This window comes from Erysipelatoclostridium sp. An15 (assembly GCF_002160675.1).
In the GTDB taxonomy this organism is placed as follows: Bacteria; Bacillota_I; Bacilli_A; order Erysipelotrichales; family Coprobacillaceae; genus Thomasclavelia; species Thomasclavelia merdavium.
Map to the genome: position 1 here is coordinate 1 of NZ_NFLA01000034.1, position 24,102 is coordinate 24,102.

A 24,102-nucleotide genomic window follows, 5' to 3' on the forward strand; every position below is an offset into this window, starting at 1 on the left:
ATTCAATATAATTCACTCCTTTACAGGAAAGAATTATATCAAAAAAGATTACCCTGATTAATGCAAAGTGTAACCACTTATCTGCAACAATTTGGGTAATCTTATTTTAACTTTTATAATAGAAAAAAAGTTTTATAACAATGTTAAAAAGAGAAGTTGATTATTCTAGAAAATTTGAAGAAATATTGAAAAATAGTCGAAATGGGGGATAGTGATTTATTCGAGAAGAAAACTACAAATAACTAGATTTGATTATTAAATATTGATATTAATAAATGATCTTTACTATTGTTTAAATTTAGTATTGGTATATGTAATAAAAAAATTTACTTTAATTATTAAAAAAAATTATATGTATGAAGTGGGAAAGATGTTCTACAAAATCAATATTTTCTATTTCAAGATTAGCAAGTTTCATTGCTTTTACATAGTTCTTATTATAGGCAACACGATCATATAGATACACACAATGATATAATATTGTTAGGTATAAATCGTAAATTTGTATTCTGTTTTTTTGTAATACTCTTTCTAATATATTAAATAAACTGGTCATTTGTTTGTGTGATTTTAATTTGAATTCAGCAAGTTTTTCAACAGTCACATTTGTTTCGATTATAGCGTTTAATATTTGATGATACTTAATAAAGTCTAAATGTTGATATATTGTTTGACTTATTACTTTTGATAATGAATCAGGATTTATTTTATCACGACTTAAATTATTTACAATATCTTGCAACATTATACCTTGCTTTTGCAAATATATCATCAAAAAAATTTCTTCTTTTGAAGTCACATATTTATAGAGTCCACCTCTTGCAAGATTCATTTCTTTGGCAATCATTGTTAGCGTTATTTCATGGTAAGTTTTTTCATAAAATAATTTATCTGTAGTATCCATGATTTGTTGTATTCGTATATTTTTATTCTCTTGACTTTTTGCTCTAATAAAGTTTTTTTTCATTATCATCACTCTTTCTTTTAGATTATAGCAAACAAATAAAAAAAATTCAATTGACAAGAGACACGATATCACTTATTATGTTTTATATAAGAGACGATATGTCCCTTATAGAAGGGAGAGATATTGTGAAAGATTTTGTATATCAAATGCCTGTAAAGGTATATTTTGGTAAAAACAGTGTCAAGAGATATCTTAAAGACGAATTAAAGCATTATGGCAAGAATATAATGCTCGCTTATGGTCAAGAATCAATCAAAAGAAATGGTATCTATGACGAAGTTATCGAGGTCTTGGGGGAATGCGGAAAGAATATTATTGATTTTCCAGGAATATCAGCAAATCCTACTTATGAAAAAGTTTTGGATGGAATTAAGCTATATAAAGAAAATAATGTTGATTTAATCCTTGCTATCGGTGGAGGATCTGTCATCGATTGTTGTAAAGTCATTTGCTCAGGTACTGAAATTAATGAGGATATTTGGGAAGCTCAATTAGAAAAAGGAGTAATTCCAGAAAATATGGGAAATTTTGCTGTCATTTTAACTTTATCCGGAGCAGGAGCGGAGATGGATTGTTTAGGAGCAGTAACATATGAAAAAAGACATGAAAAGAAAACGTTAACTGGTCCGTATGCTAAATTTGTAATCGAAGATCCAAATTATATTATGACAGTTCCTCTTAAAGCATTTATGCCTGGAGTATTTGACAGTTTGACACATTGTATGGAAACTTATTTTGGAAAAACCACTAATGTATCAGACTTATTGAATGAAGGTTTAATGAAAGATATTATTTACAATATGAGAGAATTGATTCATGGAAATGATAGCTTAGAAGTTCGATCTAATTTAATGTGGGATTCATCATTGGTACAAACATTTTTGTTTAATGTTGGTAAGCCTGGTGACTTTCAAGCACATAAAATTGAAAATGCATTAGGAGCTTATTCTCATGGTACACATGGACAACAACTTGCAGTTATTCAACCGGCGTACTATAGAGCCGTTTATAAGGGAGATATATCTAAGTTTGCTAGATTTTCTCGTGTTATTATGGAAATTCATGATAAAGATTCAGAAGAAAATATAGCATTAAAAGGAATAGAGGCATTAGTGGAATTAATCAAGGAGGCTCAACTGTCAACTACATTTACAGAATTAGGATATGAGCTAACGGAAGATATAGCAAGAACTGTGTCTCAGACATGTGAGATTTCTAATACAGGTCCTAGAGAATTAACAAGAGAAGAGATATATGAATTATTATTGCGTTGCAAATAGCGATATTGTATTGGTTTGATTAGAGAGAAAGGAAGGCATTATTATGGTCAAACATCTATATTTAATGAGACATGGAGAAACGTTATTTAATGTAAGAAGAAAAATTCAAGGATGGTGTGATTCTCCATTAACGGAAAACGGAGTAAAACAAGCAAAGGCAGTTCGAGAAATTTTAAAAGATATTCAATTTGATCATTATTATAGTTCTACAGCTGAGAGGTGTTGTGATACGCTAGAAATAGTTACTGATCATAAGGTTGAATATAAACGATTAAAACAGCTAAAAGAAAGAAATTTTGGTATTTTTGAGGGTGAAAGTGAAGATTTAAATCCTAAAATAGATTGGTCATTTGATTATGATGATTTATTCCCACATTATGGTGGAGAGTATTTTCAAGATGTAGTTGATAGGGTGGCAGGTATCTTAAAAGAAATTATGGATAAGATGGATCATCAATGTGTACTTGCTGTTTCGCATGGAGGAGCGTGTTATTCTTTTTTAAGTAGTGTAACGGATCCTAGTGTTGTAAATAATCAAGGTGGATTAACTAATTGTTGTATTTTGCATTTTGAATATGAAAATGATACATTTAGATATATTGACAGTATAAGACCAGACTTTGAAAGTTGCAAATAGATTTCTATCGTGTTTACTTATCATTAGAGTAAATGTGTACTTTTATTATCTTTATTAAAAACGTACTAATTATTAAAATAAACACATAATATGAATATAAAGTAGTGGCATACATTCTGGCATACAAGATAAGATAACTATATATAAAATCTACAAGCTATATATTTTTTTAGTCGTTTACTAATACAAAATAATATGTAAAAATATATATAAAAATTATGTATGAATTGAAATGGATTTAGATTATGTAGAAGCATTAGAATACGGATTACCACCAACTGGTGGAATGGGTATGGGTATTGATCGTTTAGTTATGTTATTAACTGGTCAAGAAAGTATCCAAGAAGTTATCTTATTCCCTCAAATGAAACCAAGAGGAAAATAATGACAAAACTAAGATATTTTAGTTTTATAAAATAAAATATAAATAAAATTAAAAGCATAACTTAAACTATGATTATTTATTTGAATGAAATATGATGTAGTTTATTGTTATGTTTTTTTGTTTAACTTTTATAGTAGGATTTGTGATAGTGACGCTATATTATGATTAGTCAATATATCAAATTAAATTTTTACAGCATACATGAGAAATTTAATCTATCTGATTTTTGTTTATATTTATTTTATTTAAAACTCTTTGCTTTACCTTAGTAATACAATGATAACAAAAAAATTATTTTTTAATCGATTGATTTTTATATTTCAATGGTTATATAGTGCCATATAAATAAGTGATTATAAATGTAAGTGTAACATGATTTAATTAGATGGAGATATCATTAAGGTGCCCTAAGCATCTTTTTTAGTATATAAATGTATTTTAATTTATGAATTGAAAATAGTGTTGTTGACAAATGTATATACATATATTAAAATATATATACAATATGAAAAAGGGGAATAGAAAAATGAATAAGGATTATGGTGATATGTATCAATACATATTAGAATCAAAACAAGCGGTTAGAAATATTATTTCTAACCATGAAGAAATCTTTCGAGATGCTGTTGAATACTTTTTTAATGGCAATTATGAACAAATTTATGTGATTGGATCGGGTACATCTTATCACGCTGCATTAGCTGCCAAAAATTTGATGGAAAAAGTATTACAAATGAAAGTATTTGCTTCATATCCTATTGTATTTAAGGATGAAAAAATATTTAACAAAAATACATTAGTGATGGGTCTTTCTCATGCCGGGATGTCTGCTTCTACTATTGCTGGGCTTGATAAAGCAAAAGCGAATGGTTTTGGTACAATTGCAATGACTGCTGAAAAAGGAAGAACAATTGAGCATCATGGGGATGTTAGACTTTATGTAGAAATTGGAGAAGAAAAAGCTGGACCAAAAACAAAAGGCTATATTGGATCAATTGTTACTTTTATGATTTTTGCTTTAAAAGTTGCTTTAAGACAAGGAAAAATCACACAAGAAGAATTTAATGATTATCTAAATAGAATGCAAGCAAGTGCGGATGCAATTCCTGATATTGCTGAAACAACTACCAAATGGTATTTAGAAAATAGAGAAGACTTAATGAAATGCCGACGTTTGTATGTCATTGGATATGATAATTGTTTAGCAGATATGATGGAAGGAACTTTAAAAATTTGCGAAGCAGTTCGTTATAGTGTCCATGGTTTTGAATTAGAAGAGTTTATGCACGGTATTTATCACTGTATAGATGAAAATACTTATATGATTTATATATGTTCAAAAGGGCAATACTATGATCGTATCCTAAGATTAAAACGTTATTTTGAAGAAGAAAGACATAGTCATAATTTTTTGATTACTCATGAAAATACGAACAATCCAAAAGATTTGGTTTTCCCATTTACTAATGATCAAGAGTTTGCCGTATTACAATACATTATACCGATGCAAGTTCTAGCAAGAAAACTTTCTTTAGATTTAGGAATAGATTGTAATATTCCTAGTGATCCACAATTTCATTTTAAAATGAATAGTTATTTAAAAGAAGGATAGGTGATAGAATGACAAATATTATTTTATTTTCTCATGGACAATTAGCTGTTGGTCTGGCAGATTCTTGTAAATTAATTATCGGGGAAAATAGATTTAAAGTATTAAATATTTTATTAGATCAAAGCATTGAACAAATTGAACATAATTTAGATAATGTTATTGATGGATTTAGTAAGGAGCAACCGATTGTTATTGTTACAGATATACCTGGTGGAAGTACCACACAAACAGCTATTAAAAAAATCTCTCAAAGAAAAAACGTTTATGTAGTAACAGGAATGAATTTAGGATTGGTTATGAGTTTATCTTTTTTATCATTATCTAATGATGATGAAGATAACAAAAATAAAATTAGAGGAGTAATTGAAGAAAATAGAAATGGTATCTATTTAGTAAATGATGTCATGAATTTAAATGATGAGTTATCAAATAATGATGACTTATAAGGGGGAAAGATAAAATGATAGAAGTTTTAAGAGTAGATGATCGATTATTACACGGACAAGTTGCTGTATCATGGACAAGATATTTTAAAGTAGATGTTATTCTAGTAGCTAATGATCACTTGATTACAGATAAAGATATGCAAGTAGCATTTAAATTAGCAACTCCTGCAGGCATAGTTCTTTCAATGAAATCTTTGCAAGGTGCTGTTAATGTTATTAATAATCCAAAACATGCTGCACGAAAAATTATGGTTATTACAAAAGATTTAAATGATGCTAAATTTATTTGTGAAAACACAAAAGGAGCTATTAAAGATATCTTGTTAGGCGGTCTTCGTAATGGAGAAGAAAAAAAACAAATTGATATGAATTCATACATGAGTGATCAAGATATTCAAGTGATGGATGAACTTGAAAAAAAAGAATACCATATTTATATGCAATCAGTTCCTACTTCTAAAAAATTAAGCACAAAAGATATAAGAAATGCATTTAACAAATAGGAGGAAAAGAGAATATGAGTTTAGTTCAAGCTATACTATTAGGACTACTTGGGGGTATTGGAATTTGGGATAGTAGAGTTGGTGGTATATGGATGTTAGATCGTCCATTAGTACTTGGCCCAATTGTTGGTTTAATTTTAGGGGATTTTAAAACAGGAATCATTGTTGGTGGTTCATTAGAATTAATTATGATGGGTGTTGTAGGGATTGGTTCAGCAACTCCACCAGATACAGTATCTGGAACAATTTTAGCAACTGCATTTTCAATCGTGTCAAAATTGGATGTTTCAGCAGCAGTAGCACTTGCTCTACCTATTGCAACATTAGGACAATTAGTAGGTATTTTTGTTAGAACTGCAAATGGCTATTTTGTACATATGGCAGATAAAGCTGCTGAAAATGCAGATTTTTCTGGAATAGATAAAGCTTTATGGGGAGGAGCAATTTTATTCTTTGTCAGTTATTTCTTGCTAGTATTTTTAGGAGCTTTTTTAGGATCATCTGCCATTAGTGCATTTGTAAAAATGATCCCACAATTTGTAACAGATGGATTAAATGCAGCAAGTGGCATGTTACCAGCTTTGGGTATTGCTATATTAATGCAATTATTGTTTGATAAAAAGAATGCAGCATTCTTCTTTATTGGTTGGGCAATGACTTCTATATTTTCAGTAAATACTGTAGGGGCAGCTGTTGTAGGAACTGCAATTGCTTATACAATTTATCAATATACAATTTCTAATAAAAATAACAATAATACAATTGATACAATGTCAGATGATCTAGGAGGCGAATTATAATGGAAAACAAAGAAATAAACAATCAAGAATCAATAATGACTCCAGATGTTTATAAAAAAACATTCTGGCGTACGTTCCCTTTGCAAGCATGTTTTTGTTATGAACGTATGCAAAATGTAGGATTTGCTTATATGATGATTCCTGCATTAAAAAAATTATATAAGGATAAAAAAGATATTTCTGAGGCTTTAAAAAGACATTTGGTTATTTTTAATACAACCCCAGCTATTGTAAGTTTTATTGCTGGTGCAGCAATTGCGATGGAAGAAAAATTCAAAAAAGCAAAAGATAATGGTGAAGAAGTTGACGAAGAGTCAATTAATGCAGTAAAGGCTGCTTTAATGGGACCATTAGCTGGAATTGGTGATTCATTTTTTTGGGGAACTTTTAGAATTATCGGTGCTGGTATTGGAACGAGTTTAGCAGCTAAAGGAAGTATTTTAGGAGCTATTTTATTCTTATTAATTTATAATATTCCACATTTAATTGTTCGTTATTTTGGATTAAAAATTGGTTATAAAAGTGGAGTTGTTTTTTTAGCAAGTATGAATAATGGAGGAATAGTTGCTGTTTTAACAGAGGTTGCTAAGATTTTAGGTCTTATTGTTGTTGGATCTATGTGCGCTTCTATGGTAACTATTACAACACCATTTGTATTTGAATTAAATGGAACAAAAATTGTTTTACAAGAAATATTTGATGGAATTATTAATGGAATATTGCCATTAGGATTTACATTTATTATTTATGCACTATTGGAAAAAGGGTTGAAAAGTACTACATTACTATGGGGAATCTTAATCCTTGGTATTGTATTGTCTTTCCTTGGTATTTTATAATGAGAACAAATATGTATAATTATATATGTGAAACACCTCTTGTGTTAACATATATCATTAATAACAGGAAAGAAATTGTTAATGAATTTATCAAAACTTATAAAGATAAAAATATTGAGCAAATATATTTGATTGGATCAGGAACATCTTATCATGCGGGTTTATCGGCAAAAAATTATTTGGAACAAATATTGAATATAAAAGTATTTTGTATGTACCCTACACAATTTGCAAGAAGTGAAAAAGTATTTAATAAAAACACATTAGTCATTGGGATTTCGCAAGGTGGGCAAAGTTTATCTACAGTTGAAGGATTAGACGCTGCTACAAATAATGGATTAATGACCGCTGCTGTTTCAGAAAATCCAGCAGCTCTTATCTTTGAACATGCTCAAACTCAAACGCAAATAGAAGTTGGGAATGAAAAATGCGGAGCTAAAACAAAAGGATATGCAGGAAGTACTGTGACTCTAATGATGATGTTAAGCGAATTAGCTTTAGAAAAAGGAATACTTAGTGAAGAAAAATTTGAGTGTTACAAAGAAAGGATGTTTAGTGTTATTGAAAATATCCCAATCGTTATTGATGTATCAATTCAATGGTATTCAAGAATAAAAGATGAATTTTTACCAGCAAAAAGAATTATTGTTGTAGGTTATGATGGTTATTATGCAGATGTTTTAGAAGGTGCATTAAAAATATTAGAAACAGTAAGGCAAGGTGTTACTGGTTATGATATTGAAGAATTTTTTCATGGGATTTATAACTCTATTAATGAAAGTGCGTATATCTTTTATTTGGGTTCTGAAGGTGATTATAAAGAGCGGACGTTAAAGTTAATTGAAATTTTAAAAGAGTGGACACCGCATCATTATTTAATTTCTTCACCTGATAGTATTGTTCATGAAACGGATAAAGACTGCATTGTACAATTTATTGAAGATCCATTATTTTCTCCTTGGGAATATATAATACCAATGCAAGTTCTTGCTTGTTTAGCATCACAGGACTTAGGTATCAATCCAGATATTCCAAAAGATCCACAATTTCATGTAAGAATTGGGAGTAAAAAACTTGACGGTATAAGAGATCAATATAAAAATAGATAAAAGAAAAGCTTTATTCCTTTGTGAATAAAGCTTTATTTTTCATCTTTAAAAAATGTTTTTAAGGAATAGGTATATTGATCACCGCGATAATAAGTTGAAATATATTCAAATGGAGTACCGTCAGATAGAAAAGTAATGTGCTGACTTTTAAAAAGTGCAATATTTTCAATTTCTAATAATTTTTTTTGCTTTTCTGTGGGCATAACAGCAGAATATTGAGCATCAATACCTTTGATTTGATAGCCTAGTTTTTTGATATATTTATAAAGTGATCCTTTTAAAACATTAATATCTAAGGATGGAATAACTTTTGTTGATAAATAAGTATAACTAATAGCTATTGGCAAGTCATCTCCTGTTCTAAGACGAATAAAATAATGAATAAAATCATCATCTGTTAATTTTAAAGCATCTCGAACTTGTGGAACTTCTTCTCCTTTTACAAGTTTATATTCTATTAGTTTTGCTCCTGGATTTTTTCCAGTAGAAATCATATCTTCTGTAAAACTGCCAGTAGAACCTAATTGTAAATTCTTTATTGTACGGAAATCACGAACAAATGATCCCTTTCCAGCGATTCTTTCAATCAAATGTTTTTCACAGAGCATCATAATTGCTTTATTTACAGTCATTCTAGAAGCATCATAAATTTCACATAATTCTTTTTCTGTAGGAATTTGATCTCCAGGCTTTAATTCATTGTTTTTAATTTTTTGTGCTAAATCATTCATAATTTTTATATATTTTGGTTTATTTGACATTATATTTACCTCTCACTTTTAAATTATAGCATATTTGTAAATGTATATACAAATATTTATAGAAGAGTTTTTGTTGCAAAATATAAAAAAATTATACTTTATTTGTAGTTAGTTAATATCTTGTTTATTTTTACTTTATGTACATATATTCTGTCAATAATAGTAAAAGTAACAACTAATATAGATAGTTTTTGTTTACAATATTAATATTATTAATTTAGAATAAAACCCAAAAAAGGATTTCTTATTTTATTTATAAATACAGTAATTTTAAAATCTCTTATTTTTAGTTATAAGACTTTCTTTTTTACTATTCTAAATATTCAATTTCAGTTTTTATTGTATAATGAATAAGTCATTTGTTCTAATACTTTTATTTATAGCTAAAAATTATAATATACAAAATTATTAAGTTTACTATGTTTTTAGAATTATTCTAGTACTAAATCGAACATTGATATGAATGTATTCATTATGTTATACTATGCAGATATATAAAGTAAAATATGTATCTTGGAATTTATGATAATCAATGGATAGTGGAAACGGCAATATCTTTCATGAGTGGGGTGATTTTTGGATATTTTCTTGTTCAATTGGTGATATCAAAAATTTTAGGTAAATTAAACAAAAATAATACTCAGTATCATATTAAGATTTTTCTTGGTCTAGGTGGAATATGTTTTTTAATTCTGTATTTTGCAAATGATATTATTCTTGCATTATTAATGATGGCAATAATATCTACAATTATTATGATCCCGTATTATATTTTTTCGGGATTACAAAACAATTATATAGATCAGTTAAATTTGCATGACAATCGTGCAACGGTATTATCGATATTTAATATGGGGAATAATATTTTATCAATATGTTCATTTGTATTTTTAAGTATAATTACTAATGTTAATGGGCTGAACACTTTTTTAATTGTGGGGGTATTTTATTTATTAATAGCAATATGCTACAAAAATGTTGATTTGGAAAGATAGAATTATTGGAGGTATAAATATGTGGTGGATAATATTAGTTATAATTATTTTGATAATGTTTATGTTTATACGGGCAATATATATTAAAAATAAGTATTGTTTTAAGTGTGAAAAGTGTAAATGCGAATGTCAACCTTCTATATTTAGTATATTAGGTAATTTAAATAATTATGTTGGAGCAATTTATTTAAAATGTCCTAATTGTAAAGATAAACAAAAAATGATATTAATTAATAAAGATAAATAATTAAAGATGTGGTAAATGAGGGGGAAAGTTATGGCAGTTTTGACAGAAAGTATCGCAATATTTAAATATTTTGAAGAAATTTCTAAAATTCCTCGAGGATTTTTTAATGAAGAAAAGATTAGTAATTATTTAGTTGAATTTGCTAAAGAACATCATCTGGAATATTTTCAAGATGATATGAAAAATGTCATTATTTATAAAGATGGTACTTTAGGTTATGAAAATCATCCACCGGTGATGTTGCAAGGACATATTGACATGGTTTGTGAAAAAGACTATGACTATAATCATGATTTTGAAAATGATCCATTAAAGTTGTATGTTGAAGATGGTTATTTACATGCTAAAGGAACTACTTTAGGTGCTGATGATGGTTATGCTATTAGTTATATGCTGGCAATTTTAGAAAGTAAGGACATTGCTCATCCACCACTTGATTGTGTTTTTACAGTTCAAGAAGAGGTAGGAATGTTAGGAGTTAGAAATTTAAAAGCTGATAAAATTCGTGCTAAACGAATGATTAGTATGGATACTGGAAATGAAGCAGTAACTTGTGTCTCTTCATCTGGTGGCAGAAGGGTCACTGTAACAAAAGAACTTGGTTTGATTAATAATGATTGGGATACTTATAAATTAAAGATTGAGGGATTATTAGGTGGTCATTCAGGAAAATATATCAGCAAAGAAAGAGGAAATGCCAATAAAATTGCTTTTAGAATGTTACAACATTTATCTAAAAAAGCTAATATACGATTAGTTAATGTAGTTGGTGGCTTAAAAGCTAATGCCATTGCTAGAGAGTGTGTTGTAGAATTTGCTGTTGATACTTCGCTATCAGTTGTTCAACAAATATTTGAAAATACTATGGCTCAAATTAAAACAGAATTAGAGTTTAGTGATCCTAATTTGACATATTCATTAAATAAACTATCTAAAAAAGTACCAGTTAGTTTTGATGAAAAAACTAGTCAGGAAGCAGTTGATTTGATTTATTTACTGCCTGATGGTTTTAAAGCTAAGAGCATGGTTATTGATGATCTTACAACAATATCATTGAATTTAGGGCAAGTAGAACTTACTGACAATAGTATAAAATGTCATTATTTAATTCGTAGTCCCCTAACTAGTGCTCGCGAAGAATTAACTAATGAAATCAAACTCTTGTCATCATTATTAAATGCTAGGGTACAAATAGAATCAGACTATCCTGGGTGGAATTATGAGGCTAATTCATTCATGCGAGATATTTTAAAAGAAGTTATTAAAGAACAATTAGGCATTGATATGATAACTCAAGCGAGTCATGGTGGTTTGGAAATTGGAATTTTAAAAGGGTTGATTCCCGAATTAGATATTATTACTATTGGACCTGAATGTTCTGGAGCACATACGCCTGAAGAAAAAATGAATTTAAATTCATTTTTGAAAATGTATGAGGTATTAAAATTAATATTAGCAAAGCTTTAGATTATATAATTGATTTTAAAGTATTTATGAAAAAATAAAAAAGTTTAAAAGATTATTATAAAAGCTATTTTTTAGATAAGGTGGTAAATTTATGCAAAATAGTCCCAAAATAGAGACAGAAAGATTTATATTAAGAAAGTTTAATGATAATGATATTGATGATTTGCACGAAATATTAAAAGATGAAATAGTAAATACATATTTACCATGGTTTGTCAGTAAATCAGTAGATGATACTAAAAAATTTTTGGAAGATAGAGTATATTCAGAGTATCAAAAAGAAGTTTCTTATTTTTATGCTATTGAGGCTAAAGATAGTCATAAAGTAGTTGGATATGTGGATGTTACAGATATTGATTTAAACGAAAAATGTGGTGATTTAGGATATGGTATACATCAAGATTATTGGAAAAATGGTATTGCTAGTGAAGTGAGTCTTGCAATGTTAAAGCAATTAAAGGAAGATGGGTTTGCTTTTATTACTGCTACATGTGATCAAAATAATATAGGTAGTGGTCGAGTTATGCAAAAATGTGGCATGAAATATATGTATTCTTATGAAGAAAGATGGCAACCTAAAGATATTCTTGTAGTATTTAGAATGTATCAAATTAATTTAGATGGTAATGAAAAAAGAATATTTAAAAAATATTGGGATATGTATCCAAATCATTTTATAGAAGAAAAAATTTAATATAGTTTTAAATAAAAAGCCTGTTTTCTAGTAGATACAAGAATCAGGTTTTTTTATAGAACTTAAAGTTTTTGCAAATGCTTTTTAGGTATAATTAATTATAAAAGATAAGTATTGGTTATTTTGTTGGAAAGAAGCTAGAATATTAAGCAAAGGAGTGATAAAAATATGTTAGGTAATTTTGAATATTCTAATCCAACAAAATTGTATTTTGGAGAAAATTCTTTAGATTTTTTAAATCAGGAATTAGCTAAATATGGTGATAATGTTATGCTGGTCTACGGTGGTGGATCAATTAAGAAAAATGGTATTTATGATCAGGTTGTAAATATTTTAAAAGCCAATAACAAAAATATTTTTGAAGATAGTGGTGTAATGCCAAATCCAACGGTAGAAAAATTATACGAAGGATGTAAAATTGCAAAAGAAAATAACGTTGACTTGATCTTAGCTGTTGGTGGCGGTTCAGTGTGTGATTATTCTAAAGCTGTTTCTGTATCAGCATATTGTGAAGAAGATCCTTGGGACAAATATTATTTAAGAATGGAAGATGTTGATAACAAAATTATTCCTGTTGGTTGTGTATTAACAATGGTTGGAACTGGTTCAGAAATGAACGGTGGTGCTGTTATTACAAATCATGAAACTAAATTAAAAATTGGACATGTTTTTGGTGATAATGTTTTCCCTAAATTTTCAATTTTAAATCCAACTTTCACATATACTTTACCAAGATATCAAATGGTAGCTGGTTTCTATGATATTATGTCACATATCTTAGAACAATATTTCTCTGGTGATGATGATAATACTTCAGATTATATTGCTGAAGGTTTATTAAAATCATTAATCAATAGTTCTAAAGTAGCTATTAAAGATCCAGAAAACTATGAAGCACGAAGCAATATTATGTGGATTGCAACATGGGCTTTAAACACATTGATTGCTAAAGGTAAAGCAACAGACTGGATGGTTCATATGATTGGACAATCTGTAGGTGCCTATACTGATGCTACTCATGGTATGACATTAGCAGCAGTATCAATGGCATATTATCATCATATTATGGAAGCTGGTTTACCAAAATTTAAACGTTATGCAATTAATGTTTGGAATGTAAATCCTGAAGGAAAAACTGATTTAGAAATTGCTAATGCCGGTTTAGATGCAATGGAAGCATGGATGAATGAAATCGGCTTAGTAATGAATCTTACTGATTTAGGAGTAAAAGAAGACATGCTTGAAGGTATCGCTGATGGTACATTTATCAACCAAGGCGGTTATAAAGTTTTAACACATGATGAAATTGTTGAAATATTAAAAGAAAGTATGTAAAACTATAAATTGAATAACACAACTATATAAAAAGATATCCTAAAATAATTGGGATATCTTTTTATTATATTTACAACAAAAGAAAAGCCTGCTTATCTTGATAACAAAGTATCTTTAACTATATAATTATATATATTATAAGCTGAAAAAAATTTACTTTACTAGAAATAGACATAAATAAAATAAGTGGTAAGGTAGAAAATGGAGGTAATTATGAATATACAAACATTATTAGAAAAAGCAGATACAGTTATTAAAGATGAAAAGTTAAAAGAAATGTTTAAAAAATGTTTTCTATCAACAATAGAAACAAGTATGAAAGTTGAAGGTGATAAAACTTATATTATCACTGGTGATATTAATGCTATGTGGCTACGTGATTCTAGCTGTCAGGTAAATCATTATCTAGACTATATTAATGATGATGAAGATCTAAGATTAAAAATCAAAGGATTGATTAAGGCCCAAATCGATTATGTTTTATTAGATCCTTATGCTAATGCTTTTTTAAACACTGAAGATACTATAAGAGAATATCATGATACTACTATCATGAAACCATATGTATGGGAAAGAAAATATGAAGTTGACTCATTATGTTATCCAATCAAATTAGCATATCAATATTATCGTCAGTGTAATGATGCTTCTATTTTCGATCAAACATACTTACATTTTATTAATGTTTTCTTAGATACAATTGAAACAGAACAATATCATAGTCAAAAATCATCATATACATTTGAAAGAGATATGGCTAAAAAATGGAATCTAAGAAAAACAGAAACATTACAAAATCATGGTCATGGTTTTGATACCCGTTATACGGGAATGACATGGAGTGCTTTTAGACCAAGTGATGATGCTTGTGCTTTAAATTATAATATTCCTGGTAATATGTTTTGTAGTGTTGTTTTAGGATACTTAGAGCAAATTGTTGATGAAATATACCATGATCAATATTTAAAGGAAAGAATTATTGATTTAAAATTTCAAATCGATTATGGAATTGAATTATTTGGGACTTACTTACATCCTAAATATGGTAAAATTTATGCTTATGAAACTGATGGATATGGTAATCATGTGCTAATGGATGATGCTAACGTTCCTAGTTTACTTTCAATTCCTTATCTAGAATATACTGATATTGATGATGAAATATATCAAAATACTCGTAAATTTATTTTAAGTAAAGATAATCCATATTATTATCAAGGAAAACTGGCAAAAGGAATTGGTTCACCCCATACTTGGAAAGAATATGTTTGGCCAATAGCACTTACTATGCAGGCATTAACTTCTAATGATCCTGATGAAATTAATGAACTTATTTCAATGATTGTAAATAATACTGGCAATACTGGATATTGTCATGAAAGTTTTGATGTAAATGATGATAGTAAGTTTACTAGAGAGTGGTTCTGTTGGGCTAATTCATTATTTGCAGAATTGATTATTAAAACATGTCTTAAATAATTGTTTATATGTGAAAAATCAGTATAATTTTTCAAGAAGGATAAACTCCTTCTTTTTTTATTTGATCTTTAGAAAAAATATTACCAGTTCTGTAATTCAAATCTGAAAGCGCTTTTTATATACTTGTAGTTGTCAAAGGGAGGAAAATAAGAAAATGAAATTTATTATGTCATTATTAGAAAAATATCTAATGCCGTTTTCTAATAAAATTACCGCAAACAAATTATTAAATGCGATTAAAGACGCTTGTATTTTAACCAGCCCATTTACAGTTGTTGGTTCTTTAGCAGGACTAATTAGTCAACAAGCCAATTACTGGTGTGGTGAATGGGGAATATCATTAGATGGTATTTTTGGAAGTATTGTTGATACATTCGCTAATATTAATACAGTAGCAATGGGGCTTACTGGTTTAGTTGTTGTATTAGCTTCTTCTTATAATTATGCTACTCAACTCAAAGGAAATAAAAAAGGTGATAAATGTGTTCCTTTAGTTGCTTGTGTTGTATCATTAATTGCTTATATTGCTACTATTCCAAATGCAATTGATGTTGGTGATTCAACTATTACTGCATTCCAAATTAACTTCTTCAATTATGAAGGGATGTTTACAGGAATGGTTATTGGATTAGCATCTGCATACTTATATTATCATTTAGTTAATTCAAAATATACAATTAAATTACCTGGACAAGTTCCACCAATGGTATTGAGTTCATTTTTATCAATTATTCCATTTTTTGTAATCATGGTTGTTTTTTCAGGAATTAAAGAGATTGTAACTTCATGTGGATTTGCATCACTACAAGAATTATTTACACAATTTATTATTACACCATTAAACGGAATTGGTACTGGATTACCAGCTGTTATTTTAGTAATTATTATTATGCAATTATTATGGTTCTTTGGAGTTCATGGTTTTTCAATCATGTGGGGTCTAATTTCAGTATTATGGATGCCAATTTTCTATGAACACATTCAAATTTTTGTGGAAACAGGATCTTTTGATAAAATTACAGAAGTAGCACCAAATACATTATGTAATGTTTACGCTATGATTGGTGGTTCTGGATCAACATTAGCGCTAGTTGTCTTATTATTAGTATTAGGTAAAAAAGGTTCTGCCGAAAGATCAATTGGAAAAGTTGCAATTATTCCAGGATTATTTGGTATTAATGAACCAGTAACATTTGGATTACCTATCGTATTAAATCCAATTATGTTTATTCCATTTGTATTTGTACCAGTTGTTAATGCAATTATCGGTTACTTTGCAACATCTTGGGGCTTAGTAAACCATTTAGTTGTATTGAACTCTGGGGTTGAACCAATTTTTGTTAATGCATGGGTACTTGGTGCCTTTACAATGAGCCCAGTTGTTTTATGTATAGTACTATTTATTATTGATTTAATTTTATATTATCCATTTGTAAAACTACAAATTAAACAAAATAGTATTGAAGCAGAGAGTGAAGGTGTTGTTCTTGAGTAGAATACATTTTATCCCTCATGTTCATTGGGATCGTGAATGGCTTCGTTCAACAGACGCTTCAAGAATTAAATTAGTATACTTTTTTGATCGATTAATCGATATGCTGGAAAATGACAGTAAGATGGAATGTTTTACATTTGATGGTCAAACAGCAGCTTTAGAAGATTATTTAGCGATTAAACCATATCAAAAAGAAAAGATTACTAAACTGGTTACTGAAAGAAAATTATTGATTGGTCCATGGTATGTCCAGCCAGACATGATTATTCCTTCTGGTGAAGCCCTAATTAGAAATTTATTAGTAGGTTCAAAATATGCTAGCTCATTAGGACATTGTATGAATGTTGGCTGGGTACCGGACGCTTTTGGTCAAAACAAAGTTACACCTTATTTATTTAAAGAATTAGGAATGAAAGGTGTCTATGCTTGGCGTGGTTTTGATTACGAATGTTTAGATGATTCATTGTTTTTATGGAAAGGAAATGGCAATACTGTTTTACCAGCAGTTCATTTTGCCTTGGGTTATGGACATTATCGTGGTTTCCCTGAAGATTATCAGGAAGTAAAAAAGGATATGGAAAATTTTATTCCTAAATTAGAAGCACGTTATCAAGATCAAGAAGTATTATTCATGCTTGGTAGTGACTACGCTTTTCCAAGAAGACATGCCTCAAAGACAATTGAACAATTAAAAAAAGATGGTTATAACTGTCAAATGAATAATCCAGAAGATTATTTAGATACATTGTTACAAGCAGCTAAAAATAATAATCATCAATTAAATGTTTATGAAGGAGAGGCTCGTAGTGCCGCTTTAGGAAGAATTCATGCTGGAATTACTTCAACTAGAATTGATATCAAAAATGCCATGCGTTATTATGAAACAATGATGGCTAAAGTTGTTGAACCAATGATTGGGATTACTCGAGCATTAGGTGGTTACTGTGATCAAGAATTAGTTAATTATTTCTGGAAGATAATTTTCAAAAATCAATTCCATGATTCAATTTATAGTTCATCACCTGATAGTATCAATCATACAGTTGAAAATCGTTTATTAAATTTACGACATGGTTTAAATGAACTAATCTGGATGAATTTTAGATATTTAGCTGAAAAAACAGATTTAAGTTCACTAAAAGAAAATGAAGATATTTTAGTTTTATTTAATACCTTACCATATCAAAGAAATGATTATGCTTTTGTTAGTATGATCGTTAAAAATAAAGACTTTGTTTTAAAAAGACAAGATGGTTCAATTGTGCCTTATCAATTGACAAATGAAATAATTGATACTTGTCACGATATTGAATATTATAATGGAATGGAAAATTTCCATGATTCTGGAGAAGTATTAGAAGGAACTAAATTTAAAGTTCAACTAAAAATAGCTACTTCATTTTTACCAGCAATGGGTTATGAAATATTAAAAGTATGCTTTAATGAAACAACTGAAAATAATATTGATGGTGATGTAACTGTTTTTGAAAACGGAGCTGAAAATAAATATTTAAAAATTAAGATAGAAGCTAATGGAACAGTTACTGCAACAAACAAAATCACTAACGAAACATATCGTAATTTAAATACTTTTGTTGAAAAAGGTGATGATGGTGATGAATATAATTATTCACCATGTGTTGATGATCAAGAAATTTGTCTTAACGATACTAAACCAACTATTACCTTAATTGAATCATCTCCAATTGAAGTCAAATATCGACTTGTATATAAGAGAATGGTTCCTGAAAAGGTTGTTGATCATCATCGAGTTGCTGAATTAAAAGAATTAAATATAATTAGTGATGTTTCTTTAAAAGCTAATAGTCAAACAATTGATTTTAAAACAACAGTTGAAAATCATTCATCAGATCACATCGTACGAGTTACTTTTGATGATTTATATGAATCTTTACAAAACTGTAGTCAAGATCAATTTGGAACAATAATTAGAGATAATGTAATTGGAAATCAAAAAAGTTTAGAAGATGGTGCAACAGAATACGTTTTACCAATTTATGCAATGCAACGTTTTGTTAAATTGAATCACCAAAATTCAATTATGGCATTAATTAGTAAAGGTCCTTTAGAATATGAAGTTGAAGCTAACCAACGTCTATGTTTAACACTACTTAGAAGTGTTGGTAAATTTGGAAAAGCTGATTTATTAATTAGACCAGGTAGATCTTCTGGATATCGAATGGATACTCCATCTTCACAACTATTAGATAAATCAATTACTAGTGAATACTCAATCTTTTTAGGAAAAGCTGATCAAATGAGTGATTTAATTAGAAATGCTGAAGTTTTAAATACGCCAGTACAAAGTCGTTATTTAAATGATATTAGTCGTCATAAAAATGATAACTTAGCTTGGTGTAATAGTATTTTCAAATTAGATCCAAGAGTTGAATTGATGGCTTATAAAAAATGTGAACAAGGTAATGGATCAGTTGTTCGAATCTTAAATAATCGTGATGACGATGTTGCAGAGGTAATTCTTACATTATCTAAAGATAAGCAGTGTTATTTGGCTAATGTTCAAGAAGAGAAACTTGAAAAGTTAGAAAATGAAAACGGTCAAATTTTAATTAAAAACATTATGGCAAATACTTTCATTACTGTTATAATAGAGTAGATTTTTTCTACTCTATTTTCACATGAAAGGATGGTACCCAAGGATGAGTTTAATCAAAAACTTTCAGAAGTATGGTAATAACTTAACAGAATTAGAAATTGAATCATTTCAAAAATTATTAACTTTTGAAAATTTAGAACCCAGTCTAACAATATCCTCACTTGCCGATGCATTAAATGTATCAACAACTACTATTTTTAGAATGGTAAAAAAACTAAATTATAAATCATTTATGGATTTTCGCTATGATCTTTTATATCAGCGTCAAGATGAATTTGTTTATAAAAAATCTAGTAAAGACGCTTTAGATACAATGGAAAAAGAAATCCGTGATACTATGACAATGCTTAGAAGTGTCGATATTGATGATGCCGTTAAAGATATTGTTAATGCTAAAAGTGTTCTTATTTGTTCATCAGGAATGAATAAATATGTAGCTAAAATATTAGCAGTTAAATTAAGTTTATATGGAATTAGAACAATTTATCCTGATGATAGCTGGTTTTTATATTTAGAAGCTAATAATCTTACCAAGGATGACTTTGTTATTGTACTTTCGCGCAGTGGCGCAACGGAATCAATCCTTGATGCGATGAAAAATGCCAAACTTAGTGGTTGTAAAATATTGCTGATTACTGAAAAAAAGGCTGCGCCAATGACTAGACTATCAGATTATGTAATCAATGTTTCAGTTTCAGAAGATGAAGGATATGATATTGATTCCCGTTTACATATTCATTTGGCGATTGAATATTTATTAAGAGAAATAGTTAATCAATATTTATATAATAAAAGATATTTATAGATAAGCAGGAAGATAGAAATGATAGAAAAAATTGTAGAGCAAATGACAATAAAAGAAAAAGTCGGTCAGTTAAATCAACATTTATATGGCTGGCAATGTTATCAAAAAGTTGATGATCACTATGAATTAACAGATACTTTTAAAAATCATGTTAAAGAATTTGGCGGTGTTGGAGCTATTTATGGAATCATGCGCGCTGATGCCTGGTCTAAAATCGACAAAGATAACGGAATTAGTAGAGAAGATAGTTTTAAAGTTATTACAATGATTCAAGAATACATCAAAGATCATTCTCGTTTTAAAATACCAGCTTTAATTAGTGAAGAATGTGTTCATGGTCACATGGCTTTAAAAAGTGCAGTATTTCCAACTCAACTAGCAATGGGAATGACTTGGGATGTTGATTTAATGGAACGAGTAAGTCAAAATGTTAGCCAGGAATTAGCAGCTAAAGGTGGAAATTTAGCGTTATTTACTGGTTTTGATGTTTTAAGAGATCCTCGCTGGGGACGTAGTGAAGAATGTTTTAGTGAAGACCCCTTTTTAACAAGTCAAATGGTTAAAGCAGCAGTTACTGGTTTTCAAAAAGAAGATAATGGTGTTGGAGTTGTTGTTAAACATCTATGTGGACAAGGTGCTAGTGTTGGTGGACATAATTCCGATGCAGCTAATATTGGGATGCGTGAACTTCGAGAAATTCATTTACCACCAGTTCAATCGGCTAGTAAAGCTCAAGCTAAAGCGGTCATGGCTGCTTATAATGAAATTGATGGTATTCCTTGTCATGTTAATAGAAATCTTCTTAGTGATATATTAAGAAAAGAATATGATTTTAAAGGAATTGTAATGGCTGATGGCTGTGCTTTAGATCGTCTGTTATTGATGAATAATAATCCTTTACTAATGGCTAGTAAAGCATTAAAGGCTGGGGTTGATTTAAGCCTTTGGGATCAGGTTTATTTAAAATTAGAAGAGGCTATTAAACAAGGTTATCTGCAAGAAAAAGAGTTAGATGAGGCTGTTATTAGAGTTTTAAAACTAAAAGAAAAACTAGGTCTTTTTAACGAGTCTAAAAATATTTCTTTACCTGAAAGTGGTGACTTATTACTTGAATGTGCTAGAGAATGTCAAACATTACTAAAAAATGAAAATGATATTTTGCCACTATCTAAGGATAAAAAAATTGCTGTTATTGGTCCTAATGCAAATAATTATTTAAATCAATTAGGTGATTATACCGCTTATCAAGAAGAAAAGGATATTGTTACTGTTTTACAAGGGATTGCTAAAAAAACTAAGTATAAACCAGCTTATGCTTTAGGATGTACAACTCGGCTTAAGCAATTTGAAAATCTTGATGAAACATTAAAAATAGCTAAAGAAGCTGATGTAGTTGTTTTAGTATTAGGGGGTAATAGTACTCGTTTATATGAAAATGCTTTTGAAAATAATGGGGCTTTAAAAATACAGGAGCATAATGAAATGAATTGTGGTGAAAATATTGATTTAGCTTCATTAGAATTAGAAGGTTATCAAAATAAGTTATTAAAAGAAGTTAGTAAAGTTAATCCTAATATTGTTACTGTTTTAATTCAAGGTAGACCTCATGTAATTGATCAGGTTTTAAAATATTCTAAAGCAGTCCTTGCAAGTTTTTATCCTGGGGCTCGTGGTGGTGATGGTATCAGTGATGTCTTGTTTGGTGACTATAATCCAAGCGGTCATTTAACAGTGTCTTTACCACGTCATGTAGGAGCATTACCATGTTATTATAATCATAAATATAATGGCGCTCAAAAAGATTATGTTGATTTAGCACCAGGACCATTATTACCATTTGGATATGGTTTAAGTTATTCTGATTTTGTTTATAAAAATATAAACATGCCTAGTAAAATTAGTTTACAGCAGTTAAAAAAAGAAGGTTTTACAATTTCTTTAGATGTTTGTAATTTAAGTGACAACGATGGTAAAGATGTAGTTCAAGTATATTTAAAACACTTAAATGCCTCAATTGTTGTTAGAGTTTTAGAGTTAAAAGGATTTAAAAAAGTATTTGTTCCTAAATCATCTAAAACAAATGTTGAAATAACTCTTACATATGAAGATTTTGCTTTATGGGATGAGTTTATGAATTTTACAGTTGAGCCAGGTGAAGTTCTTGTTTGTGTTGGACAAGATAGTCAAAACTATCAAGAATTTAAAGTGGTTGTATCTAAGGAGCTTTAAAATAGCTCCTTTTTAGTTTAGATAATAATGCTTTTTTATAAAAGTTAGAAATAAATGATAACTAATAAAAAACTCAATAATTTGGGGTTTTTAATTGTTGTAATATGCTATGATATAGTTGTTAATAATATTAGGTAAAGGAGAAAATAAAAAAATGTATGATGATAAAAATATCTGCTTAGAATTGGAAGATGGTGGTTATGAATATTATCCAGTAGCTCCTGAAATAGTACAAACTTCAAATTTCAGGTTCAAAAATTTCCAACATTATGTAGATGTTAATGCTAATGGTGAGTTTGCCTACACTTATACTCGAGGTGATAATCCAACTATTAAAATTTTAGAAGATAAGGTTGCTAAATTAGAAGGTGGACAAAAAGCTCGCGCATTTGCTTCAGGGATGGGTGCAATTTCAGGGACTATTTTAAGTTTAGTAAAACAAAATGACCATATCATTATTGTTAATACTGTTTATGGTTCTTCTGTTAAATTGATTCAACGATTAGAAAAATTTGGTGTTGAAAGCACTAAAATCGATGTATCAGATACTAAAGAAATCTTTAAATATATTAAAGATAATACTAAAATGATTTATTTTGAAAGTCCTTCATCACAAAAATTTGAAATGCTTGATTTAGAAATGATTGCTGATGTTGCTAAAGAAAAAGGGATTTATACTGTGATTGATAACACTTGGGCTACCCCATTGTTACAAGACCCATTAGCTCATGGAATTGATGTAGTTATTCATTCTTGTTCAAAATATATCGGTGGACATAGTGATATTGTTGGGGGAGTTGTTATTACTAATGAATCTTTAATGGAAAAGATTGATAATTTTGCAACTATCTTACTAGGAGCAACAATGACACCTATTAATGCCTGGTTAGCGATTAGAGGTTTAAGAACCTTACCAGTGCGTATTAAATCACAAAGCGAAACAGTCAAAAAAGTAATTGATACTTTAAAAAATCATGATAAAATTGAAAAAATTTATCATCCTTATGCTGGTGATTCACACCAAAAAGAATTAGCTGATCATTATTTAAAAGGTTATGGTAGTTTATTAGGGATTGTATTAAAAGATGCTACACCAGAAATTATTGAAAGATTTATGGATTCTTTAAAACATTTTACTCTTGCATATAGCTGGGGTGGTTTTGAAAGTCTAGCTATGCCAGTATATAAAGGTAATAATGTTGAAGAATTAAAACAACGTGGTTTAGCGTTAGGTCATATCAGGGTATATTTAGGGCTTGAAGATAGCCAATTATTAATTGATGACTTTTTACAAGCACTTGAAAAAGCATATAATGGTCATTAAATAGTAAAAACATGTTATAAATTTAATAACATGTTTTTTTTGTGTAAAGATTTGA

General features: G+C 28.8%; 21 protein-coding genes and 1 pseudogene. 20 read left to right on the plus strand and 2 right to left on the minus strand.

Annotated elements, in window-relative coordinates:
• Window positions 1-331: 331 nt before the first annotated feature.
• Window positions 332-967 (minus strand): TetR family transcriptional regulator, encoded by a 636-nt coding sequence (locus tag B5E92_RS10620; protein WP_158095223.1) that lies wholly within the window; start codon window positions 965-967, stop codon window positions 332-334.
• Window positions 968-1,092: 125 nt separating this feature from the next.
• On the opposite strand from B5E92_RS10620, the gene B5E92_RS10625 reads away from it, so the two are divergent.
• From B5E92_RS10625 to B5E92_RS10665, 9 genes and pseudogenes are all read left to right on the plus strand, one after another.
• Complete coding sequence (locus tag B5E92_RS10625; RefSeq protein WP_158095224.1) at window positions 1,093-2,247, plus strand: iron-containing alcohol dehydrogenase; 1,155 nt, start codon at window positions 1,093-1,095, stop codon at window positions 2,245-2,247.
• A gap of 43 nt (window positions 2,248-2,290) precedes the next feature.
• Complete coding sequence (locus tag B5E92_RS10630; RefSeq protein ID WP_087301984.1) at window positions 2,291-2,884, plus strand: histidine phosphatase family protein; 594 nt, start codon at window positions 2,291-2,293, stop codon at window positions 2,882-2,884.
• Between the two features lie 229 nt (window positions 2,885-3,113).
• Window positions 3,114-3,269, plus strand: a pseudogene (locus B5E92_RS10635) (amino acid--tRNA ligase-related protein); the annotation flags it as partial.
• Between the two features lie 526 nt (window positions 3,270-3,795).
• Window positions 3,796-4,881, plus strand: a complete 1,086-nt coding sequence (locus tag B5E92_RS10640) for an SIS domain-containing protein (RefSeq protein WP_087301986.1) — start codon at window positions 3,796-3,798, stop codon at window positions 4,879-4,881.
• Window positions 4,882-4,889: 8 nt separating this feature from the next.
• Window positions 4,890-5,327, plus strand: a complete 438-nt coding sequence (locus B5E92_RS10645) for a PTS sugar transporter subunit IIA (protein WP_087301988.1) — start codon at window positions 4,890-4,892, stop codon at window positions 5,325-5,327.
• Window positions 5,328-5,341: 14 nt separating this feature from the next.
• Window positions 5,342-5,830 (plus strand): PTS sugar transporter subunit IIB, encoded by a 489-nt coding sequence (locus B5E92_RS10650; RefSeq protein WP_087301990.1) that lies wholly within the window; start codon window positions 5,342-5,344, stop codon window positions 5,828-5,830.
• Between the two features lie 14 nt (window positions 5,831-5,844).
• Entirely contained in the window at window positions 5,845-6,630 is a 786-nt protein-coding gene (locus tag B5E92_RS10655) for a PTS sugar transporter subunit IIC (protein ID WP_087301992.1), read from the plus strand.
• Complete coding sequence (locus tag B5E92_RS10660) at window positions 6,630-7,469, plus strand: PTS system mannose/fructose/sorbose family transporter subunit IID (RefSeq protein WP_204245270.1); 840 nt, start codon at window positions 6,630-6,632, stop codon at window positions 7,467-7,469. The genes B5E92_RS10655 and B5E92_RS10660 overlap by 1 nt, the downstream gene beginning before the upstream one ends.
• 11 nt (window positions 7,470-7,480) lie before the next feature.
• On the plus strand, window positions 7,481-8,578 hold the full coding sequence (locus B5E92_RS10665; RefSeq protein WP_087301994.1) for an SIS domain-containing protein: 1,098 nt from the start codon (window positions 7,481-7,483) through the stop codon (window positions 8,576-8,578).
• 32 nt (window positions 8,579-8,610) lie between these two features.
• Here the strand turns inward: B5E92_RS10665 and B5E92_RS10670 are convergent, their stop codons facing one another.
• Window positions 8,611-9,339, minus strand: a complete 729-nt coding sequence (locus B5E92_RS10670; RefSeq protein ID WP_087301996.1) for a GntR family transcriptional regulator — start codon at window positions 9,337-9,339, stop codon at window positions 8,611-8,613.
• A 506-nt stretch (window positions 9,340-9,845) separates the two neighbouring features.
• Here B5E92_RS10670 and B5E92_RS10675 point away from each other — a divergent pair.
• The 11 genes from B5E92_RS10675 to B5E92_RS10725 all read left to right on the plus strand — a co-directional run bounded on the left by B5E92_RS10675 (window position 9,846) and on the right by B5E92_RS10725 (window position 24,047).
• Window positions 9,846-10,334, plus strand: coding sequence for a hypothetical protein (locus B5E92_RS10675; protein WP_087301998.1), 489 nt, complete (start codon window positions 9,846-9,848; stop codon window positions 10,332-10,334).
• Window positions 10,335-10,353: 19 nt separating this feature from the next.
• Window positions 10,354-10,581, plus strand: a complete 228-nt coding sequence (locus tag B5E92_RS10680; protein WP_087302000.1) for a hypothetical protein — start codon at window positions 10,354-10,356, stop codon at window positions 10,579-10,581.
• A 30-nt stretch (window positions 10,582-10,611) separates the two neighbouring features.
• On the plus strand, window positions 10,612-12,048 hold the full coding sequence (pepD, locus tag B5E92_RS10685; RefSeq protein ID WP_087302002.1) for a beta-Ala-His dipeptidase: 1,437 nt from the start codon (window positions 10,612-10,614) through the stop codon (window positions 12,046-12,048).
• 91 nt (window positions 12,049-12,139) lie between these two features.
• Complete coding sequence (locus B5E92_RS10690) at window positions 12,140-12,742, plus strand: GNAT family N-acetyltransferase (RefSeq protein WP_087302003.1); 603 nt, start codon at window positions 12,140-12,142, stop codon at window positions 12,740-12,742.
• A 168-nt stretch (window positions 12,743-12,910) separates the two neighbouring features.
• A complete protein-coding gene (locus tag B5E92_RS10695) occupies window positions 12,911-14,077 on the plus strand; it encodes an iron-containing alcohol dehydrogenase (protein WP_087302005.1) in 1,167 nt (388 codons plus the stop codon).
• A 213-nt stretch (window positions 14,078-14,290) separates the two neighbouring features.
• The gene (locus tag B5E92_RS10700; RefSeq protein WP_087302008.1) at window positions 14,291-15,556 is read left to right on the plus strand and encodes a glycoside hydrolase family 125 protein; all 1,266 of its coding nucleotides are present in this window, start codon (window positions 14,291-14,293) and stop codon (window positions 15,554-15,556) included.
• A gap of 154 nt (window positions 15,557-15,710) precedes the next feature.
• Window positions 15,711-17,051, plus strand: a complete 1,341-nt coding sequence (locus B5E92_RS10705; RefSeq protein ID WP_087302010.1) for a PTS sugar transporter subunit IIC — start codon at window positions 15,711-15,713, stop codon at window positions 17,049-17,051.
• Window positions 17,035-19,689, plus strand: a complete 2,655-nt coding sequence (locus B5E92_RS10710; protein WP_239406448.1) for a glycoside hydrolase family 38 C-terminal domain-containing protein — start codon at window positions 17,035-17,037, stop codon at window positions 19,687-19,689. Before B5E92_RS10705 ends, B5E92_RS10710 begins: the two co-directional genes overlap by 17 nt.
• A 43-nt stretch (window positions 19,690-19,732) precedes the next feature.
• Window positions 19,733-20,494, plus strand: coding sequence for a MurR/RpiR family transcriptional regulator (locus B5E92_RS10715; RefSeq protein ID WP_087302014.1), 762 nt, complete (start codon window positions 19,733-19,735; stop codon window positions 20,492-20,494).
• Window positions 20,495-20,512: 18 nt separating this feature from the next.
• On the plus strand, window positions 20,513-22,723 hold the full coding sequence (locus B5E92_RS10720; RefSeq protein ID WP_087302016.1) for a glycoside hydrolase family 3 N-terminal domain-containing protein: 2,211 nt from the start codon (window positions 20,513-20,515) through the stop codon (window positions 22,721-22,723).
• A 154-nt stretch (window positions 22,724-22,877) separates the two neighbouring features.
• Window positions 22,878-24,047: a PLP-dependent aspartate aminotransferase family protein gene (locus tag B5E92_RS10725; protein ID WP_087302018.1), complete on the plus strand. Its 1,170-nt coding sequence runs from the start codon at window positions 22,878-22,880 to the stop codon at window positions 24,045-24,047.
• Window positions 24,048-24,102: the final 55 nt, after the last annotated feature.

Coding starts and splice junctions, on each gene's coding strand:
- B5E92_RS10650 (WP_087301990.1), top strand. CDS start 5,342: ATGATAGAAGTTTTAAGAGTAGATGATCGATTATTACACGGACAAGTT.
- B5E92_RS10705 (WP_087302010.1), top strand. CDS start 15,711: ATGAAATTTATTATGTCATTATTAGAAAAATATCTAATGCCGTTTTCT.
- B5E92_RS10680 (WP_087302000.1), top strand. CDS start 10,354: ATGTGGTGGATAATATTAGTTATAATTATTTTGATAATGTTTATGTTT.
- B5E92_RS10655 (WP_087301992.1), top strand. CDS start 5,845: ATGAGTTTAGTTCAAGCTATACTATTAGGACTACTTGGGGGTATTGGA.
- B5E92_RS10670 (WP_087301996.1), bottom strand. CDS start 9,339: ATGTCAAATAAACCAAAATATATAAAAATTATGAATGATTTAGCACAA.
- B5E92_RS10665 (WP_087301994.1), top strand. CDS start 7,481: ATGTATAATTATATATGTGAAACACCTCTTGTGTTAACATATATCATT.
- B5E92_RS10675 (WP_087301998.1), top strand. CDS start 9,846: ATGTATCTTGGAATTTATGATAATCAATGGATAGTGGAAACGGCAATA.
- B5E92_RS10660 (WP_204245270.1), top strand. CDS start 6,630: ATGGAAAACAAAGAAATAAACAATCAAGAATCAATAATGACTCCAGAT.
- B5E92_RS10620 (WP_158095223.1), bottom strand. CDS start 967: ATGAAAAAAAACTTTATTAGAGCAAAAAGTCAAGAGAATAAAAATATA.
- B5E92_RS10700 (WP_087302008.1), top strand. CDS start 14,291: ATGAATATACAAACATTATTAGAAAAAGCAGATACAGTTATTAAAGAT.
- B5E92_RS10720 (WP_087302016.1), top strand. CDS start 20,513: ATGATAGAAAAAATTGTAGAGCAAATGACAATAAAAGAAAAAGTCGGT.
- B5E92_RS10715 (WP_087302014.1), top strand. CDS start 19,733: ATGAGTTTAATCAAAAACTTTCAGAAGTATGGTAATAACTTAACAGAA.
- B5E92_RS10645 (WP_087301988.1), top strand. CDS start 4,890: ATGACAAATATTATTTTATTTTCTCATGGACAATTAGCTGTTGGTCTG.
- B5E92_RS10690 (WP_087302003.1), top strand. CDS start 12,140: ATGCAAAATAGTCCCAAAATAGAGACAGAAAGATTTATATTAAGAAAG.
- pepD (WP_087302002.1), top strand. CDS start 10,612: ATGGCAGTTTTGACAGAAAGTATCGCAATATTTAAATATTTTGAAGAA.
- B5E92_RS10630 (WP_087301984.1), top strand. CDS start 2,291: ATGGTCAAACATCTATATTTAATGAGACATGGAGAAACGTTATTTAAT.
- B5E92_RS10695 (WP_087302005.1), top strand. CDS start 12,911: ATGTTAGGTAATTTTGAATATTCTAATCCAACAAAATTGTATTTTGGA.
- B5E92_RS10640 (WP_087301986.1), top strand. CDS start 3,796: ATGAATAAGGATTATGGTGATATGTATCAATACATATTAGAATCAAAA.
- B5E92_RS10725 (WP_087302018.1), top strand. CDS start 22,878: ATGTATGATGATAAAAATATCTGCTTAGAATTGGAAGATGGTGGTTAT.